General features: G+C 55.6%; 17 protein-coding genes and 1 other annotated feature. Of the genes, 13 read left to right on the top strand and 4 right to left on the bottom strand.

Annotated features, from left to right (window positions below):
- The first annotated feature begins 4 nt into the window (after positions 1-4).
- The 5 genes from ACFSO0_RS07250 to leuS all read left to right on the top strand — a co-directional run bounded on the left by ACFSO0_RS07250 (position 5) and on the right by leuS (position 5,103).
- Positions 5-631 (top strand): nicotinate-nucleotide adenylyltransferase, encoded by a 627-nt coding sequence (locus ACFSO0_RS07250; protein ID WP_376878430.1) that lies wholly within the window; start codon positions 5-7, stop codon positions 629-631.
- Complete coding sequence (yqeK, locus tag ACFSO0_RS07245) at positions 624-1,220, top strand: bis(5'-nucleosyl)-tetraphosphatase (symmetrical) YqeK (protein WP_376878428.1); 597 nt, start codon at positions 624-626, stop codon at positions 1,218-1,220. Before ACFSO0_RS07250 ends, yqeK begins: the two co-directional genes overlap by 8 nt.
- Complete coding sequence (rsfS, locus tag ACFSO0_RS07240; RefSeq protein ID WP_376878426.1) at positions 1,213-1,569, top strand: ribosome silencing factor; 357 nt, start codon at positions 1,213-1,215, stop codon at positions 1,567-1,569. Before yqeK ends, rsfS begins: the two co-directional genes overlap by 8 nt.
- Before the next feature lie 5 nt (positions 1,570-1,574).
- Positions 1,575-2,318: a class I SAM-dependent DNA methyltransferase gene (locus ACFSO0_RS07235; RefSeq protein WP_376878424.1), complete on the top strand. Its 744-nt coding sequence runs from the start codon at positions 1,575-1,577 to the stop codon at positions 2,316-2,318.
- A gap of 44 nt (positions 2,319-2,362) precedes the next feature.
- Positions 2,363-2,603: a binding site (T-box leader), on the top strand.
- An 82-nt stretch (positions 2,604-2,685) separates the two neighbouring features.
- Positions 2,686-5,103 carry a leucine--tRNA ligase gene (gene leuS, locus ACFSO0_RS07230; protein ID WP_376878422.1) on the top strand — a complete coding sequence of 806 codons (2,418 nt, stop codon included), beginning with the start codon at positions 2,686-2,688 and terminating at the stop codon, positions 5,101-5,103.
- 197 nt (positions 5,104-5,300) lie between these two features.
- Here leuS and comER read toward each other — a convergent pair whose 3' ends face one another.
- The 3 genes from comER to asnB all read right to left on the bottom strand — a co-directional run bounded on the left by comER (position 5,301) and on the right by asnB (position 9,144).
- Positions 5,301-6,158 carry a late competence protein ComER gene (gene comER / locus ACFSO0_RS07225; protein ID WP_376878420.1) on the bottom strand — a complete coding sequence of 286 codons (858 nt, stop codon included), beginning with the start codon at positions 6,156-6,158 and terminating at the stop codon, positions 5,301-5,303.
- Between the two features lie 76 nt (positions 6,159-6,234).
- Complete coding sequence (locus ACFSO0_RS07220) at positions 6,235-7,110, bottom strand: helix-hairpin-helix domain-containing protein (protein ID WP_376878418.1); 876 nt, start codon at positions 7,108-7,110, stop codon at positions 6,235-6,237.
- A 108-nt stretch (positions 7,111-7,218) separates the two neighbouring features.
- Complete coding sequence (gene asnB / locus ACFSO0_RS07215) at positions 7,219-9,144, bottom strand: asparagine synthase (glutamine-hydrolyzing) (protein WP_376878416.1); 1,926 nt, start codon at positions 9,142-9,144, stop codon at positions 7,219-7,221.
- A 192-nt stretch (positions 9,145-9,336) separates the two neighbouring features.
- On the opposite strand from asnB, the gene ACFSO0_RS07210 reads away from it, so the two are divergent.
- From ACFSO0_RS07210 to holA, 4 genes are all read left to right on the top strand, one after another.
- Positions 9,337-11,724, top strand: coding sequence for a DNA internalization-related competence protein ComEC/Rec2 (locus ACFSO0_RS07210; protein ID WP_376878891.1), 2,388 nt, complete (start codon positions 9,337-9,339; stop codon positions 11,722-11,724).
- A 53-nt stretch (positions 11,725-11,777) separates the two neighbouring features.
- Entirely contained in the window at positions 11,778-12,323 is a 546-nt protein-coding gene (locus tag ACFSO0_RS07205; RefSeq protein WP_376878414.1) for an RNA polymerase sigma factor, read from the top strand.
- The gene (locus ACFSO0_RS07200; RefSeq protein WP_376878412.1) at positions 12,323-13,186 is read left to right on the top strand and encodes a hypothetical protein; all 864 of its coding nucleotides are present in this window, start codon (positions 12,323-12,325) and stop codon (positions 13,184-13,186) included. The genes ACFSO0_RS07205 and ACFSO0_RS07200 overlap by 1 nt, the downstream gene beginning before the upstream one ends.
- 324 nt (positions 13,187-13,510) lie before the next feature.
- A complete protein-coding gene (gene holA / locus ACFSO0_RS07195; RefSeq protein WP_376878410.1) occupies positions 13,511-14,551 on the top strand; it encodes a DNA polymerase III subunit delta in 1,041 nt (346 codons plus the stop codon).
- Between the two features lie 89 nt (positions 14,552-14,640).
- Here the strand turns inward: holA and rpsT are convergent, their stop codons facing one another.
- Positions 14,641-14,916, bottom strand: a complete 276-nt coding sequence (gene rpsT / locus ACFSO0_RS07190) for a 30S ribosomal protein S20 (RefSeq protein WP_376878408.1) — start codon at positions 14,914-14,916, stop codon at positions 14,641-14,643.
- Positions 14,917-15,072: 156 nt separating this feature from the next.
- Here rpsT and gpr point away from each other — a divergent pair, with 156 nt between their 5' ends.
- The 4 genes from gpr to ACFSO0_RS07170 all read left to right on the top strand — a co-directional run bounded on the left by gpr (position 15,073) and on the right by ACFSO0_RS07170 (position 19,056).
- On the top strand, positions 15,073-16,173 hold the full coding sequence (gene gpr / locus ACFSO0_RS07185; RefSeq protein WP_376878406.1) for a GPR endopeptidase: 1,101 nt from the start codon (positions 15,073-15,075) through the stop codon (positions 16,171-16,173).
- A 161-nt stretch (positions 16,174-16,334) separates the two neighbouring features.
- Positions 16,335-17,516: a stage II sporulation protein P gene (spoIIP, locus tag ACFSO0_RS07180; protein WP_376878404.1), complete on the top strand. Its 1,182-nt coding sequence runs from the start codon at positions 16,335-16,337 to the stop codon at positions 17,514-17,516.
- A gap of 5 nt (positions 17,517-17,521) precedes the next feature.
- Positions 17,522-17,830, top strand: coding sequence for a DUF3679 domain-containing protein (locus tag ACFSO0_RS07175; RefSeq protein ID WP_376878402.1), 309 nt, complete (start codon positions 17,522-17,524; stop codon positions 17,828-17,830).
- Between the two features lie 257 nt (positions 17,831-18,087).
- On the top strand, positions 18,088-19,056 hold the full coding sequence (locus ACFSO0_RS07170; protein WP_376878400.1) for an ABC transporter ATP-binding protein: 969 nt from the start codon (positions 18,088-18,090) through the stop codon (positions 19,054-19,056).
- The last annotated feature ends 9 nt before the right edge of the window (positions 19,057-19,065 follow it).

Raw genomic sequence — 19,065 nt, 5'->3', positions numbered from 1 at the left:
TGCCATGAACGACGGAATCAAGCACGTAGGCATTTTGGGCGGGACTTTTGACCCGATTCACTGCGGGCATTTGCTCGCGGCCGAACAGGCGAGGGAGCAGGCAGGGCTGGACGAAGTGTGGTTCATGCCCGCACACATACCGCCGCACAAGACGCGAGCAGGCCTCACTCCTGCAGCGGCGCGGCTGAAAATGGTAGAGCTGGCCATCGCGGACCACGAATCGTTTCGAGTGACCGACATCGAGCTTTTGCGCGAAGGGCCGTCCTATACGTACGATACGATTGTGCAGCTGGTGGCGCAGTTTCCAGAGTGCCGCTTTTCCTTTATCATTGGTGGAGACATGGTGGAAATTCTCCCGAAGTGGCACCGGTACGAGGAGCTTCGTCGGCTGGTTCGCTTCATCGGATTGGCCCGGCCCGGTTCGGTTGTCGATCAGGCAGACCCGGCTGATGACCGCCCCGGTACGATCAACCATCAAGCCCCCTTGGAAGACGTGACCTTTGTACAAATGCCCATCTGGGATATTTCCTCCACGCTGATCCGCGCCAAAGCGGCGGCCGGACAGAGCATTCGCTACCTGGTCCCGCGTGAGGTGGAGCGCTATATAAAGGAGAACCGAATCTATGAATGAGTGGAGCAATCGGGAGGAGCTGCTCGCACGCGTGCGGGCGCAAATGCACGAAAAGCGGTATACGCACACGCTCGGCGTCGCAGAATCTGCCCGGAAGCTGGCGGTTCGCTACGGAGCGGACCCTGACAAGGCCGAGCTGGCCGGCTGTTTGCACGACTACTGCAAATGCTGGCCGGTCGACAAGATGTTCGAGATTCTCGTGCGGCACGACATGCCGACAGAATTGCTCGAAGGCGAAAAGGAGCTGTGGCACGCCTTTGCAGGAGCGATCGTCATTCAGTCGGACCTTGGGATTACGGACCCGGAAATCTTGCAGGCTGTCCGCTACCATACGACTGGCAGAGCAGGCATGACGCTGTTAGAAAAAGTGGTCTGTGTGGCAGACTATATAGAACCGAACCGAAATTTTCCCGGTGTGGAAAAGATCCGCGAGGTGGCTGAAACCGATCTGGATGCCGCTCTGGCTTTGGCGCTGGGAGGCACGATACAGTTTTTGATCGAAAAGCAAAAGACGGTGTATCCGTTGACGCTTTTGGCATATAACGACTTGATTTCCCGCAGAGGGAGAGTAGGAGGGTTTAATGGTTAAAACAGTAGAAGATTTGGCTCGTTTGGTCGTGAAGGCTGCCGAGGAGAAAAAAGCGGAAAAGCTGGTCGTGATGGATATCCGCAACCTGTCCGTGATCGCAGACTACTTCATGATCTGTCATGGTAACAATGAGCGCCAGGTGCAGGCGATCGTCAAGGAAATCCGCGATCAGGCACACAAAAACGGGATGGATGTTCGGGGGATCGAAGGCGCGGAAGAAGGACGCTGGGTGCTCGTCGACCTGGGAGATGTCGTCATTCACGTATTCCATCGCGAGGATCGCGAGTTTTACAACCTGGAGCGTCTGTGGAAGGATGCCGAAATCGTCTCCTTCTCCGAACAGGGGTAATCGCTATGGCATACGCACATATGGCAGCGGTGTACGACCGGCTGATGGCGGACTCTCCCTACGGCGAATGGCTCGACTGGGTAGAGGGCCACTTTGCCAAAGGGGAGAAGCCGCGGCATGTGATTGATCTCGGCTGCGGAACGGGTACGATCGCCATTCCGCTGGCAAAGCGCGGCTACCGCGTGACGGGCGTCGACCTTTCGGCGGAGATGCTGGCTGTCGCCTATGATAAAATGCGCCGGGAGCAGGTGGAAATCACCTGGGTGGAGCAGGACATGCGCGAACTCGAGCTGCCGCAGGCCGATGCGGTCATCTCGCTGTGCGACTCCCTCAGCTATTTGACCGAGGAGGCGGATGTGCAGGAGACGTTCCGCCGGGTGTTCGACCATCTGGCAGAAGGCGGCAGCTTCCTGTTTGACGTGCACAGCCCGTACAAGATGCTGCACATTTTTGGCGATGAGACGTTCACCTACATGGACGATGAAGTTTCGTACATTTGGCAATGTTTTTGCGACCCGCTCCGGCTCGAGGTGGAGCATCAGCTGACCTTTTTTATCCGCCAGCCAGAGGGACTGTACGAGCGGGTGGAGGAAGAGCACTTGCAGCGGGCGTACCAGCCGATCCAGCTGATCCGCTGGCTGTCTGATGCCGGGTTTGCGGACATCGTCGTGACGGCCGACTACTCGGATCGGCCGCCAAAGGAAACGAGCGAGCGCCTGTTTTTTGCCGCGCGCAAGCCGAAACGTTGACATGACTGGTTGAGATTTACTATAATCGTGTTATAACTGCAAATTTCGACGCGTTGAAAGAGGAATAGTAGGAGTAAACTCCGTGCAGTAGAGAGTTGACGGCTGGTGCAAGTCAACCCGGAGCGATCTGAACTCGCCTCCCAGCACTTGCCCCCAAGGCTGCATGCCAGCTGCGTAAGGGTAAGCGAATGGTCCACGTTACGGACGTAAAACAAGCGGATGAATGGCTGACATTCATCAATCTGGGTGGTACCGCGGGAGTAAACACTGCCTCTCGTCCCTTCTCGTAATCGATGGGGGCGTGGGGTTTTTTTATTTTTCACCAGTTTTCCTTTATTTTCACCATTGAGGATGGGAGTGCTTTACCATGGTTTTTAGTCATCGCGACATTGAGAAAAAATGGCAGCAATACTGGGAGCAAAACAAGACGTTCAAAACGTCGGAAGACCCGGGCAAGAAGAAGTTTTACGCGCTGGACATGTTTCCGTATCCTTCCGGCGCCGGCCTGCACGTAGGCCATCCGGAAGGGTATACCGCTACCGATATTCTGTCCCGTATGAAACGGATGCAAGGCTACAACGTGCTGCACCCGATGGGTTGGGATGCATTCGGTCTGCCGGCGGAGCAGTATGCGCTGGATACCGGCAACGACCCTGCGGAATTTACGGAGAAAAATATCCAAAATTTCCGCCGCCAGATCAAGGCGCTGGGCTTCTCCTACGACTGGGATCGGGAAATCAACACGACAGACCCGAAATATTACAAATGGACCCAATGGATTTTCACCAAGCTTTATGAACACGGCCTGGCGTACATCGACGAAGTGGCTGTAAACTGGTGCCCTGCGCTGGGAACCGTCCTCGCGAATGAAGAAGTCATCGACGGCAAGAGCGAGCGCGGCGGCCATCCGGTGGAACGCCGCCCGATGAAGCAATGGGTGCTGAAAATTACGGCATACGCAGAGCGTCTCCTGGCTGACCTGGAGGAGCTGGACTGGCCGGAGAGCATCAAGGAAATGCAGCGCAACTGGATCGGCCGTTCCGAAGGGGCAGAAGTGACGTTCGGCATCGAAGGCCATGACGAGACATTCACGGTCTTCACGACCCGTCCGGATACATTGTTCGGTGCTACCTATACTGTACTCGCACCTGAGCACAAGCTGGTCGACCTGATCACTACGCCTGAGCAGCGGGCAGCGGTGGATGCGTATCTGGAGCAGACGAAGCGGAAAAGCGATCTGGAGCGTACCGACCTGGCGAAAGAAAAGACAGGGGTGTTTACCGGCGCGTATGCGATCAACCCGGTGAACGGCGAGCGTCTGCCGATCTGGATCGCCGATTACGTGCTGATCAGCTACGGTACTGGCTCCATCATGGCGGTGCCGGCGCATGACGAGCGCGACTACGAATTTGCCAAGACGTTCAACCTGCCGATCAAGCAAGTCATCGCTGGTGGCGACATTTCCAAGGAAGCGTATGCGGGCGATGGCGAGCACATCAATTCCGGCTTCCTGGACGGCCTGAACAAGGAACAGGCGATCAACAAAATGATCGAATGGCTGGTGGCAAACGGCAAAGGAAGCCGCAAAGTGACCTACCGCCTTCGCGACTGGCTGTTCAGCCGTCAACGCTACTGGGGTGAGCCGATTCCGATCCTCCATCTGGAAGACGGCACCATGAAAGTCGTTCCGGAAGACCAACTGCCGATCATGCTGCCGAAGACGAAAGAAATCAAACCGTCCGGCACAGGCGAATCACCGCTGGCAAACATCACCGACTGGATCAACACTGTCGATCCGGAGACCGGCCTGAAAGCTCGCCGCGAGACCAACACCATGCCGCAGTGGGCTGGAAGCTGCTGGTACTTCCTGCGCTTTATCGATCCGCACAATGACAATGCGCTGGCAGACCCGGACAAGTTGAAGGAATGGCTGCCGGTCGACGTCTATATCGGCGGCGCCGAGCATGCGGTTCTGCATTTGCTCTACTCACGCTTCTGGCACAAATTCCTGTACGACATCGGTGTCGTGCCTACCAAGGAGCCGTTCCAGAAGCTGTTTAACCAAGGAATGATCCTTGGGGAAAACAACGAGAAAATGAGTAAATCGAAAGGCAACGTCGTCAACCCGGATGACATCATCAACACCCACGGTGCAGACACCCTGCGCCTGTACGAGATGTTCATGGGACCTCTGGAGGCGTCCATCGCCTGGTCGACCAAAGGGCTGGACGGCGCCCGCCGCTTCCTGGACCGCGTCTACCGCCTGTTTGTAAACGACAACGGCGAGCTGAACGAGAAGATCGTCGATACGGCGAATGTCGGGGCAATGGAGCGCGTGTACCACCAGACCGTGAAGAAAGTGACGGAAGACTACGAAGGCCTGCGCTTCAACACCGGTATTTCTCAACTGATGGTATTCGTCAACGAGGCGTACAAAGCAGATGTCCTGCCGAAGAAATATATGGAGGACTTCGTAAAAATGCTGTCCCCGATCGCTCCGCACATCGCCGAAGAACTGTGGGAAAAGCTGGGACACACCGAGACGATCGCTTACGAAGCTTGGCCAACTTACGATGAATCCAAGCTGATCGACGACGAAGTGGAGATCGTTCTGCAAGTGAACGGCAAAAACAAGGAGAAGCTGCTCATCGCCGCCGATGCGACAAAAGAGCAAATGGAAGAACTGGCCTTGGGCAACGCCGTCATCAAAGAACTGACGGCAGGCAAAACGATTGTCAAAGTCATCGCCGTGCCTGGCAAACTGGTCAACATCGTCGTCCGCTAATGGAACCGGGCGAACGGGCTGTGCCAAGGTTATCACAGCCTTGGCCGCAACCTGTACGGGATGAAGTAAATTCCCTGATGTAAAAAAGGAGTGGACCCTGAAAATGACGGGTGTCCGCTCCTTTTTTTGCTCTTTTTATGGAGCCGCAGCCAGTTTCCGTGCTGCAGGTGTTGTCCCGCTGCTTTGCCCTTGCGCTGTCAGCTTTGCCCCTCTCCCGCCGCTTCCTGCGGCTGGTGGCACAGCATGTCAGCAACCAGCTCCTGGTCTTCTGCGAATTTCGCATGGGTGCGGCGGAAAACTTCTGCAAACCGGCCCGGAATGCTCTCCTGCAGAGGGATCAATCCTTCGCCTGTGATTCCTCCGGGGACGCATACCCGTTGCTGCAAGGAGGGCAAAGTGAAAATTTCCGATTTCAAAAGGTCAGCCATGCCGATGAACATTTGTGTCGTCAAATAGGTAGCTGCTTCTTGGGAGATGCCCGTTTCGCTCACAGCGTCCTGAATCATCTGCTGGAGGATGTAGCTGATGAAAGCAGGTCCACAGCTGGTCAGGTCAGAGGTGATGCGCAAAAATGATTCGGAGATGACTGTCGGGTTGCTGATCTGGGAAAAGAGGTTGAGAATAAACTGTCGCTGGCTCTCCGTGACGCGAGAGCCAAACTCGCAAAGGCTGACTCCGCTGCGGGCAGCATTCGTAATACTCGGGACGACTCTGGCGACGGCGCAAGGCACCAGTTCCTCCAGCTGGGCGAGCTTGATCGGGCTGGTGATCGTAATCAACAGATGCTCCGGCGACAGGGCAGGAGCGATCTGCTCCAGCAAGACCCTATATTCCAAAGGCTTCACGCACAAAAGCAGCGCCTGCGCCTTTTTAGCCAGTTCGACATTGCTCTGCGCGACAATCAATCCGGGATGACGTTCGGCCAACCGTTCCGCTTTGGCGGGAGTGCGGTTCGCTATGATGATCTGGCTCGGCGACAGGGCTTTGGCAGACAGCAACGCTTCGATCAGGATGCTGCCCATGCTGCCTGTACCGATGAACCCGATCGTATCCATGTCCATACCTCCCTCCGTGATTCTTTCCCAATTTTATGTACAAATCGCGCTCGTCATGACCAAAGATTGATCCTGTTTACCGGACCCGGATTCGCTCCTTGATTCGCGCGTACAGTTTTTCGCCGATGCCCTCGATGTTTTGCAGCTCCTCGGGGGAGCGAAAGCCGCCTTTTTCCTCGCGATATTGCAGAATTGCCCGGGCACGTGCTTCGCCGATGCCAGGCAAGGTCATCAGCTGCTCCAAGGTTGCCGTATTGAGCAGGACAGGCTGTTCGGGGAAAGAACTGCTGCTTCTCGCCTGGCTGGCCGACGCTCCGCCGAGACTGGCCGCGGAGACGTCGTAGGAGGAGACGCCAGCGGGGCTGACGGGCGAAGCGGCAACAGCGAGAGACGGGGGAGCAGAACCTTTGGCAGGGATGACGATGGCTGTGCCGTCCACGAGCGGTGCCGCCAGATTCAGCTGATCGAGATCGGCTTCAGGCTTGGCCCCGCCCGCCTTGGCAATCGCGTCCGCTACTCGCATGCCCACCTCCAGACGGTACAGTCCCGGCTGTCTCACGCTGCCCTTGACGTCCACGTACAGCGGGGAGGCAGGCGGGTCTGCGGGTTGAGCATTCTTCGCCTGCGGCGCATGGGCAGCATTTGTCGCATCCGCTGCACCAAATGCAGGACCGGGTGCCGTTGGCTGCGATGCTCCCGCTGCAATACGCGCAGACCTGTTCCCGGCATCCGCTGCAGAAGCCGTTGTTTTATCCGACGTCAAGTGGCCATCTTCGGTAGCAAGTACACCTTCCTCTGAAGCGTAAGCGGGCGGGATCAGCGGCAGCTGTCCAGTCGTGCCTTCCCGTCCTGTACCACGCGCCTGATAGAGCCAGATGCTGCTTGCGATCAGCAGCACGGCGGCAGCAGGCAAAAGAATGCGCCGATACTTGTCCCACCATTCCAGCACCACAAAAAACCCTCCCTTGCTTTTCGCAAAACTTACAGTAGAGAGGCAGTGCTCTCTACTTGCGATGCTACGAAAAGAAAGAGAGGGTGTGCAAATGTTTCTTTCAGGTTTCTAGCCGATGTGCTGGAGCGAGTTTTTTTTGCGGCGAATATCCACGTTCGGGCTGACGAACGGACCGAAGTTGTATTTTTGCTCGATAAAGATTTGATGCCACAGCATGAAGACGAGGATCGTCCAGATTTTGCGGCTGTAATCGGCGTTGCCTTCGCGATGCTCATCCAGCATGTACAGGACGTACGCTTTGTTGATCAGATCGTCAACTTTCGATTCAAAAATAATTTCCTTCGCCCATTTGTAGAATTCGTTTTTCAGCCAGTGGCGGGTCGGAACCGGGAAGCCCAGTTTCTTTCTCGTCTTGATTTCCGGCGGCAAGAAGTCCTTCATCGCTTCGCGCAGGACGTGCTTGGTCGTGCCGCTTGCGATTTTGTACTTCGTCGGGATGGTCGCGGCGAACTCAAAGACTTTCAGGTCGATGAACGGTACGCGCAGCTCCAGGGAGTTGGCCATCGTCATTTTGTCGGCCTTCATCAGAATGTTGCCGCGAAGCCAGGTGTGAATGTCCAAATACTGCATTTTGGTCACGTCGTCGTACTGGGCAGCGCGCTTGTAGATCTCCTCGGTGATGGTGAAAGGAGACACGTACGAGCTGGAGCGCGAGATGTCCTCCATGACGACCCGTTTTTTCGTTTCCTCGTTGAAGATCAGGGCGTTTCCAAAGAATCGCTCTTCCACCGTTTTGGAGCCGCGGATCAGGAAGTTTTTCCCTTTGATCTGATCGGGCAGGCGTTCCGCCATGTAGCCGATCGAGTGACGCATCCAGCCAGGCATGCCGGAGAACATTTTCAAGGCGCTCGGCTCGCGGTAGATGTTGTAGCCGCCGAAAAATTCGTCCGCCCCTTCGCCGGACAGGACGACAGTGACGTGCTCGCTCGCCAGCTGGGCGACGAAATAGAGCAGGATTGCCGACGGGTCTGCGACCGGTTCATCCTGATGCCAGATCAGCCTTGGCAGCTCGTTCATGTACTGCTGGGCATTTACGACCAGCTCGTGATGCTCGGAGCCCAGATATTGCGCTGTCCGTCTGGCAAAGTCCAGCTCGCTGTAGCCCGGAATATCCGAGCCTACCGAGAAGGTCTTCACAGGCTCGAACGTGCGCAGCATGGCGACGATGCTGCTGGAGTCCACGCCGCTGGAGAGGAACGCTCCACGCGGCACTTCACTCATCCGATGCTTATCCACCGATTCAAGCAGCACGCTGCGCGTACCTTCCACGTAGTAGGAGAACGGCTTGTTTTCGTCCGGTTTGAACTCGACGTCCCAGTAACGCTCCAGCTTGATCTGGTCGTTTTCGACGATGAAAGAGTGCGCAGGCGGCACGCGGTAAATGCCGCGGTACATCGTCTCCGGGTCCGGCACGTACTGGAAGGTGAGGTAATGATAAAAGGCGGTGTGATTCACTTCCCGCGCGACTTTCGGCAGCTCCAGCAGACTCTTGATTTCGCTGGCAATCGCGATTGAATCAGCCGTTTCCACGTAGTAGAGCGGCTTGATTCCAAAGTGGTCGCGCGCACCGAACAGCCGCTTTTTGCGAGAGTCGTAGATCGTAAAACCGAACATCCCGCGCAAATGCTTCGGTGCGTCTGTCCCGACTTCCTCGTAGAGGTGCAGGATCGTTTCAATATCAGAATCGGTGTGAAAAACATGTCCAAGGTCTTTCAGCCATTGTTGCAGTTCCTTGTAATTGTAAACTTCCCCGTTCCCAATAATCCAGATGTCCCGTGTTTCGTTAAACAGCGGTTGATGTCCGCCTTCCACGTCGATGATGCTTAAACGACGAAAGCCCAGGGCGACATTGTCTTCCAAATGAAAACCATCGTCGTCTGGACCGCGGTGCAGGATGACACCGGTCATCGCGCTGATCGTTTCTTGCTGGGCAGGCATTTGCCGCTTGTTATAGAGTGATACGATTCCACACATATGAAATGACTCTTCCTCTCACTGGATTGCTCCTGCTAACTCTATCACGTATCGACAGTCAGCGCAATCACTCCGAATGCCTATGAACCTTGCAGAACATAAGCTGCGCAGTCTTTCTGTTCCTATTTTTGTCCCCGTCCTGAAGGATATACTCGGGAATGCGAATGAATGGTTCGACAAAGGGACGGAGGAATGTGCGTGACGATGTACAGAGCGAGCCTTTCGATGTTGGCCGGATTGCTGTTGGCGGCCTGCCTGCATCCGGCCTGGCTCCTTGCCGCAGCGGGCATTGCAACGGCTGCTGCCAGTTTCCGCAGACGAAAGAGCCTGCGGCAGCCCTGGCTTTTCTGCACGCTCGTTACTATTTTAGCAGGTCTCTATTTTTACGGGTACGAGATTCTTCACTCCTCCGCGCTTGCGCCGTACGCACGACAGGAACAGCGTTTGTGGGTTTGTGGCACGATCGATTCTGCTGTAAAAAGGGATGGCGATGTCGCGCGGTTTTTCATGGAGACAGTCAAATGGTCGCACGACGGGGAAAAGTGGACGGACATGGAGCGCTCCGAACGGCTGGCGGTGCGTGTCAGTCTGCAAACGGAGGAACAGGCTCTGCAGGCAGACACGTGGAAGCGGGGAAGCGAGATCGCGGCCTATGTGACGCTGTCGCTCCCGGAGTCTGCGCGAAATCCGTACGCGTTTGATTACGAGCGGTTCCTGCACTGGCAAGGGGTCGCGGCGATCGCGAACACTTCCTATCGAGATGCGAGCGTCCGCGAAAGCAGCAGCTTGTGGTCGTCCTTTCAGCGCTGGCAGGATGAAGCGGCAGAGCAGGTGGAGCAGTTATACTCCGATCCGGAAATGGCCGGCTACATGAAATCGCTGTTGCTGGGCGCGGGAGAAGACGTATCGACGGAGCTGTCGGATTTGTACGCAGATTTGGGGCTAAGTCATGTGCTCGCCATATCGGGTTTGCATGTCTCGCTCGTCAGCAGCATGTTCATGTGGGGCATGACCCGGCTGGGGGTGCCGCGAAAAGGGGCCATGACAGCTGCCGTGTGCGTGCTTGCCGGATACGTCCTGTTGGTCGGCGCGAGCGCTTCGGCTGTGCGCTCGGGCATTATGGGCGGAGCAGGCGTCGTCAGTCAAGGGCTGGGCAAGAAAGTGGACGGCAAGGATGTGTGGGCCGGCGCGCTCATGCTCATGCTGCTCGCCGATCCGTACCAGCTGTGGCACATCGGGTTTCAGCTGTCCTTTGCCGTTACGCTCGGGCTGATTATTTTCGTGCCGTTCAGCCAGCATGTCATGGTCCGCATTCCGTTGTGGCTGCGCACGCTGATCGCTGTCACCTTCGCCGCCCAAGCCGTATCGTTTCCTTTTCTCATCTACCATTTCCACCAGTTTTCTGCGCTCTCCTGGCTGGTCAATCTGATTGTCACCCCGATTCTTTCCGTGGTCGTCCTGCCCCTGGGGTATATCGCCTTGCTCGCAGGGCTGGTACATCCGTTTTTGGCTGCCTGGCCCGTGCTGTTGTCCGCCGGTCTCCTAAAAGTGCTGCACGAGCCGTTATTCGCCCTGAGAAGCGCGGCCATCCCGTTTTCGCACTGGCCACACCCGGCGTGGTGGTGGCTTTTGCTCTACGGAGGCTTCATAGCGATGTTGCCCGTTTTGTGGCGAATGGGTTATCATCGGCAAAGAGATGTGATTGTCTGCCTGTTGCTCTATATCGCTCTGGTCGCTTTGGCCAGGCAGCCTTTTTCGGGGAGGGACGAAGTGCGGATCACTTTCCTGGATGTAGGCCAGGGTGATTCCATCGTTGTCGAAATTGGTAAAGAGAAGGTATACTTAATGGATGCAGGTGGGACGATGCGCCTTCCTGCACGTGAACCGTGGAGGGAAAAACGCGATCCGTACGAGGTGGGAAAAGAAGTCGTCCTCCCCTTTTTGCGGGCGCGCGGGATCGAAAAAATTGACCGTGTCGTCATGACGCACGGCGATCTGGATCACATCGGAGGTATGGCTGCGCTCGTGTCCCGCTTTTCCTTCGGGGCAGTGCTTGTGAGCGGCGTCACACCGGAAGGAACAGAGAGAGAAATCCTCCGGCAATTTCAACAAAAGGGAGTCCCGATCTTGACGGGCAGCCCCGGGCAGACTTGGTCAGACGCTCCGGGGGTAGAGTGGAAGTGGATACAGCCGGACCAATCGTCAGATGCTTCCGGCAACGATGCCTCTGTTGTGCTCCAACTGACGGCATTCGGCCGATCGGTGTTGTTCACAGGCGACATCGAGCGCGGCGGGGAAGCGAATGTCGTGCGGCAAGGCGTACGCGAGGTGGATGTATTGAAAGTCGCCCATCACGGCAGCCGTACTTCCAGCACAGAGGAATTGCTTCGGGCACTGCGCCCAAAGGCTGCCGTCATCTCCGTCGGTGCGCACAACCGCTACGGGCATCCGGCTGCGGAAGTTTTGCAAAGACTGAATGAAATAGGCTCCAAGGTGTACAGAACCGACCGGCAAGGCGCTATCACGCTGATTATTTCGCCAGAGGGGATGGCCTGGGAAGTCCAAAGATCGAATACATAATCTGTTTGCAACCTTTTCTTTTTGCGAACCGTCTGTAGGGGGGAGAGGAGAATATGCAGGAAGCAGAGTTGATCAGGAAAGCGCAGTCCGGGGATCATGAAGCGCTTGTCGATCTGCTTCGATCCATTGAGACCTCCGTTTACCGCAGCGCTTACTATATTCTTGGGAACGAGCAGGACGCTCTCGACGCAGCCCAGGAAGTGCTTATTCGCATTTATCGGAAACTGGACACCTATCAGGAAAAGGCGAAATTTTCCACATGGGTGCAACGAATCGTAAGCAACGTTTGTATGGATAAATTTCGAGCGAAGAAGGAAACGGTCTCAATAGACGAGCATGAGCTGATCATCCCTGATCGTAACAACGTGGAAGATGAAATTCTTCTCACTGGACTGTCGAATGACATCCAGGAAGCCATCGCCAAGCTGCCAAGGCAGTACCGGATGGTCGTAGTGCTGCGCTACCTGGAGGATTTGTCCTACCAAGAGATCGCAGAAGCATTGGATTTGCCGCTTAACACGGTAAAGTCGTATTTGTTCCGGGCCAGACAACAGTTGCAGGAACTTTTGTACGACTACCAGAAAGGGGGGATCGGTTGATGACCAACGAAGAAATTTGGGAATGGATGCAGCGGGATCTGGACGGGGACCTCTCCCCGGTAGAACAGGAGGCGCTCTACAGCCTCATTCGCAAAGATTCTGATCTGCAATTGAAATTCAACCGTCTGAAAACTGTTTCCGAGCAGTTGGAAAAGCTGCCCCCTGTCGTACCTTCATTCAGCATCGTGGATTCCATCCTGCCCAGACTGGAATCAGCAGCAGCCGTTCCGGCGCAGCCTGCAGCTTTGAATGAAGCACCTCTTCCTGTTTTGGAAGTGAAACGCAACTCGTCCTCGCCGTCGGAATCGAGAAAGTGGAAGCGGATGAAAGTGTGGCTTGCTACTGTTGGAAGCACTGCGGTCGCAGCCTGTCTGTTGATCGGCATGATGTTTACGGGCAGCGACGGCAAAAAGGTAGAACCTGACCTGCTCCAGCAAGGAACGGAAACGCCGACAACGGACAATGCCCCGCTCGTGGGTCCGCCCGTACCTCCTCCCAGCACTAATCTCCCTTCATCCAATACCCAGGAGGAGGAGAAAAAGAAAGAGACGAAAACGACTCCCCCTGCGAAAAAGCAGAGCGGGAAGAAGGTCTCCTCGTCCGGACAGCCGAAACAGCCCGTGAAACCGGCAGTTGTGAAACCGGCTGCTCACCAACCGACCGCCAAGCCAAAACCTGTCTTCAGAGAGGAAAAGCCGCCAGCATTTCCTTACGGCTTGGAAGAGAAATCGGACAAGGACAACGATCGCGGCAGAGAGAGTGACTCGAACAAGGACAAGAGCAAGGAAAACGCAAAGGAAAGCAGCAGTGAAAAAGGAAAAGAAAAGAAAAGCAAAGAGAAAAACAAAGACAAAGAAGATTGAAGTGAAAGTTACGCTTGGCAAACATGGATTTCACATAAGGACCGGCACCGAACAGGGGAGCGTTGCGTATAGTACAGTATCAAGCACCCCCTGCTTACCGTTTGGGGAGGAGGAATCCCGGGGCTTTTCCCCAAACGTTTACATAGAGGTGCCAGAATAAGGAAACCCGCTTCCCGCTTTTCAAGGAGGCGGGTTTTTTTCCGGAAACAGAGCGCCTTGCGATTTTTCGGGGAAGGGAACTTTGCCGCTTGCGGTCAGCGAAACCGTCATAGCCGTTTTGTGCTATAATAACGCACGACAGGGCAAAGAAAGGAAGGGAAAACCATGCCATTGGTGTCGGCTGTACGGGAAATACGGCAAAAGCAGTACGCCCCCGTCTACGTCTTATACGGTCCGGAATCCTTTCTCGCAGAAGAATTTCTGACGCTGGCAAAGCGGGAAATGATTGATCCCGACTTCAGCGATCTCAACGTGAGCGTTTACGATTGTACGGAGACCAGTCTTGGTGACATCTTGCAAGATGCAGAGACCTTGCCGTTTATGGGCGAGCACCGGCTTGTCATCGCCAGACAGGCGTATTTTTTGACGGGCAGCAAACCGCAGACCAAGGTGGAAAGCAATCCGGACGCGCTGCTCGACTACATGCAAAACCCTCCGGACTACACCACGCTCATCCTGCACACCCAGGCGGAAAAGCTGGACGAGCGCAAAAAGCTGGTCAAGACGCTGCAGCAAAGAGCCAAAGTCATCCCGTTTATGCAGCTGAAGGATGCGGAGCTGTACGGCTGGGTCGAGCGCCAGGCCGGGAAGTACAAGGCGACGATCCGGCGAGAGCAGGCGATGAAGCTGGTGGAGAGGGCAGGCAGCGAGCTGCGGCTGTTGGACAAGGAACTGGAGAAGCTGGCGCTGTTCGTGGGAGACGGCGGCGTGATTACGGACGAGGTCATCGAACAGCTCGGCGCACGCACGCTGGAGCAGGACGTATTCGCCCTCATTGAACAGGTGGCCACTGGCCGGCTGGATCGGGCATTGCGCATGCTCTACGACAGCATGAAAACAGGCGAGGAGCCGATCAAGCTGCTGGCGCTTTTGGCGAGGCAATTTCGCATGCTCCTGCAGGTGAGGCAGCTCGCCCCGCGGGGCTATTCGCAGCAGCAGATCGCCGGCATGATCAAGATGCATCCGTACGCCGTGAAAAAAGCGATGGAGCAGGCCCGCTACTTTTCAGAGGAGTCCTTGAAAAGGCTGCTGCTGATGCTTGCCGAGGACGATTTCCGCATGAAGTCCGGACAGGTGGACAAGCGTTTGGCACTGGAGCTGTTTATTGCCCGCGCCCACGAGGAGCGGAAGCGGATGAGCGGATGAGCTATTTCTGCGGAGCTTTCTACGTGGACAAACAAGGAAAAAACCCCGTGAACACCAGGTTCGCGGGGTTTTTTTGCAACTTTGGTCTCTTACGCTACAGGAGCGGTCAGCACGTTGAACTTTTTCATCAAACGAGATTTTTGACGATTTGCTGCGTTTTTATGAATGAGACCTTTCGAAGCGGCCTTGTCCAGCTTTTTCACAGCCACCAGAAGAGTGGATTTCGCCAATGCTACATCGGAAGCGGCGACAGCTTTCTCAAAGTTTTTCAGGGAAGTGCGCAGATCAGACTTTTGAGAAGCACGGTGTGCGCGGCGCTTTTCAATGGTTTTGGTGCGCTTAATCGCGGATTTAATGTTTGGCATGTGTGTCACCTCCTTAGACGACCATAGACATACAGTCATACAACAAAGTAATTCTAGCATGGGCGGAATCCATTTGCAAGAAAGGATTCGGAATAAAAATAGCGGATTCAAGCAACATAGTAGCAGGAACAAATTGGAGAAGGGAGCCAACGAACTATGGAACATAACATTGACTTGTCTGGCTATTCGATTCGCACGGATCTCGCAGTAGAGGCGCACGAGCTGGCGCAGCAGCAAAACGAGAGCAACATCCCCGGCATCTGGCTGCAGGCCGACGACGAGGAGCCCAATATCAAGGTCACCCGGCTGCACGTCCAGAATGAGGAGGCGGGCAAAGCCATCGGCAAGCTGCCGGGACATTACCTTACGATAGAAGTGCCCAAGCTGCGCGACAACGATACATCTATCGAAGAACAGGTAACGAAGCGGTTCGCCCGGGAGTTTGCCGCTTTCCTCGAAAAGATGGGGATTACGGAGGACAAAAAAGCGCTTGTCGTCGGGCTGGGCAACTGGAATGTGACCCCTGACGCCCTTGGCCCGTTGGTGGTGGAAAATTTGCTGGTGACGCGCCACCTGTACCAGCTCGCCCCGGAAACGGTTGGAGAGGGCTATCGGGAGGTGAGCGCCCTGTCACCGGGAGTTCTCGGCATTACGGGGATTGAAACGAGCGAGATCGTGTTTGGCGTCGTGGAAAGAAGCAAGCCGGACTTCGTCATCGCCATCGACGCGCTCGCCTCCCGGGCACTGCATCGGGTCAACACGACGATCCAAATATCGGACACCGGTATTCATCCGGGCTCGGGTGTCGGCAACAAGCGCAAGGCGATCGATCAAAGCACGCTGGGCATTCCCGTCATTGCGATCGGCGTGCCAACCGTTGTCTTCGCGTCCACGATCGTCAACGATGCGATCACATACCTGCTCGGACACTTCGGGCAATCGATGGCGGAGAGCAAGCGGGCATTCAACAAGCTGAGCATGAGCACTTTGCCGGAGCGCAAGGAACCGTACACCGAGGATGACCTGCCGGATATGGAATCACGCAAGACGTTCATGGGGCTGGTAGGCTCGCTGCCCGAGGAGGAAAAGCGCCAGCTGATCCACGAAGTGCTCCGCCCGCTGGGACAGGATCTGGTCGTGACGCCAAAGGAAGTGGACGATTTTATCGAAGGAGTCGCCAACGTCATCGCGACAGGGCTGAACCGTGCCTTGCACAGGGCGGTGAATGAAAACAACAGCGGGGCGTACACGCACTAGGCGCATCAGGGCAGGTGAAAAAGAGCGGGCGTAGCGATTTGAGAGAAATGCTAGGAAAGGGTTCTATCGTCTCTATGAGGCTCATAGGCTAAAGCATAGACGAGCGGGCAGGGAAATGGAACGTCCCGCGACAATGCTGCAGCATGAGGAGTGTGAGCCAGATGGCTGCCCTGATCCAGCGCCAATTCGCAATTCTGTCGTTTATAACGGCCTTCCTGTTTGTCATGACCGGAGTCTTCTCACTCGGGGGCAACAAGCTTATGATCGCTTCCTCGACCGTCCAGCAAGCCGCTGCCCGCGTATCCAGCCTCGCCATTCTCGGCTGGATGGGACAGGAGATCCCGGCGCTCGGCGAGATCGTACAAGCCTCGCCAGAACGCCGGACCAACAGTGTTTCCGGTTTTTTGTTCCAACTCGCCACCAGTATCCAGCCCGGCGATTTGCGCAGCCTGCTGGGCAGAGAGCTGCCAGGCATGGTGACGGCCGACGACGCCCGTTTCGTGGTAGCAGGCAAAGGAGCGACACTCGCCGACTTTTACATCGAGTACCCCCCGCATCCAAAACAGGTCATAGACGCTTCCGATGCCGTACCGCTGACGTCCGAACCAGTACCGGCAGCGCAGGACAAGCCGGATAAAGAGCAGACAGAGCCCGTCGCAAAGCCCGATACAGCTGGCAGGAAGATCGTGTACGTATACAACACGCACAATCGCGAATCGTGGTACAGCGAGACGAAGCCGGTCGGAACTTCCGTCGATCACCCGACCCGCAACATTTCGCTGGTGGGCAAGCACCTTGCCGAAGCGTTGAACGAACGCGGTATCGGCGCCGAAGCGAGCAAGGACGACATCTACCAGGAGCTGCTCAACCAAAACAAAGACTATGCCTTGTCCTATGCGCAGTCGCTGCAGGTGGTCAAGGCGGCAGTGGAAAACAACCGGGAGCTGCGCTACTTCTTCGACCTGCACCGCGATACGGCTCCGCGGGACAGGACGACCGTCACCATTAAAGGAAAAACGTACGCGCGCGTCATGTTCGTCATCGGCAAGCGCAACAAAAACTACGAAAAAAACGAAGCCTTTGCAACCGAACTGCACCAGCTGATGGAAGAAATGTACCCCGAGCTTTCCCGGGGCGTCATGGAAAAAGGGGCAAAGACGGACCACGGGGAGTATAATCAGTCCATTTCGCCGGGAAGCCTGTTAATGGAAATAGGCGGCACGGAAAACACCTTGCAGGAGTGTCTGAACACTGCAGAAGCATTGGCAGATGTGTTTGCGGCCTACTACCTGAAGGCGGAAAAAGTGGACAAACCGGCATCGGATGCGCCGGCGAAGAGGTGACGGACATGAACGTGACTGCAAAATTGACAGGGCTTTTGATCGTCCTGCTGATCGGAGTCGTTTTGGGCCTGCAAACGGCAGAACGGGGGATTGCCAAGGTGAGCGGCTTGCCCGAGCAAGAGCCGCAGACCTTTTACATCAAGAAAATGGATCAGGGGAAAATGGAAATCGCGGTGATGGGCAAACAAGTGCAGACAGCGGGGCCGGAAAAAGTAGTCAATTACATGAGCAACATGGGGATGACATTGGGGTCCACGATCAAAAGCGGCGCCAAAACCTTCGTCGACTGGGTAGGGAGTCTCTTTGAACCATAAGGATTTGTTTATGAGCAAAAAAATAACTGGGAGGAGCAGCGATAGCCAAAAGTCCCGCAGACGCGGGTCTTTTTCGTTGCAAAAGGCAGTGGGCGAGAAAAAATCCCCTCTTTCCCTGATATGAAAACAATGTTTTGTATAGTCAGTCAAGATATAATTATTTGAATTTATTGTGTTGCCAAAAAATTGTACTAATGGCATAATATCTACTGATAGAACTATTTCTATTGAATATATCGGCAAGAGAGGTGCGCCCCGTGTCACAGCCTGTCCTACAAATCGAAAACTTGCAGACGCACTTTTTTACGGACCGCGGCCAGATTCCAGCTGTTGACGGTGTGACGATCACAGTAAACAAAGGTGAAATCGTAGGCATCGTAGGAGAGTCCGGGTGTGGAAAAAGTGTGACCTCCCTTTCCGTCATGAAGCTGGTGCCCAATCCTCCCGGAAAGATCGTCGGCGGCTCGATCCGCTTCAAGGGAGAGGATTTGGTGAAGGCCGATGATAAACGGATGCGCGAAATACGCGGAAATGAAATTGCCATGATCTTTCAGGAACCGATGACCTCGCTCAATCCGCTTTTTACGATTGGGGATCAGATCGGGGAGGCAATCCGTTTACATACGAAGGCGAGCAAAAAGGAAGCCAGGCAGCGTGCGGTCGAGATGCTGAGAAAAGTGGGCATCCCGCGCGCGGAAGCTATTTTGGACGAATACCCGCACCAGTTGTCCGGAGGGATGCGCCAGCGCGTCATGATCGCCATGGCAATGGCCTGTGATCCCGAGCTGCTGATTGCGGACGAGCCGACGACAGCGCTCGACGTGACGATTCAGGCGCAGATTCTGGACCTGATGCGGCAGTGCAACCGGGAGTCAGACACGGCGATCATGCTGATTACTCACGACCTTGGCGTTGTGGCGGAGATGTGCCACCGGGTCGTTGTCATGTACGCCGGAAACGTGATCGAAGAAGGGGATGTGCGGACAATCCTGAAAAATCCGCAGCATCCGTATACGCTCGGCTTGCTGCAGTCGTTGCCCAAGCTGGACAAACAACAGGAGCGTCTATATTCCATCCCAGGGAACGTGCCCGTTCCAGGCTCGCTCAAAGTGGGATGCCGCTTTGCGCCTCGCTGCGGCCAGGCGACTGATCGCTGCCGCTCCGAGATGCCTGAGCTGAGGACGGTGGGAGAGAACCATCGCTCGCGCTGCTGGATAAGCCAATAACCCGAAAGG

This window comes from Brevibacillus sp. GCM10020057, from assembly GCF_042683565.1.
In the GTDB taxonomy this organism is placed as follows: Bacteria; Bacillota; Bacilli; order Brevibacillales; family Brevibacillaceae; genus Brevibacillus.
Note: the sequence above shows the minus strand (reverse complement) of the source record. Positions and strands in the feature narration are given on the sequence as shown.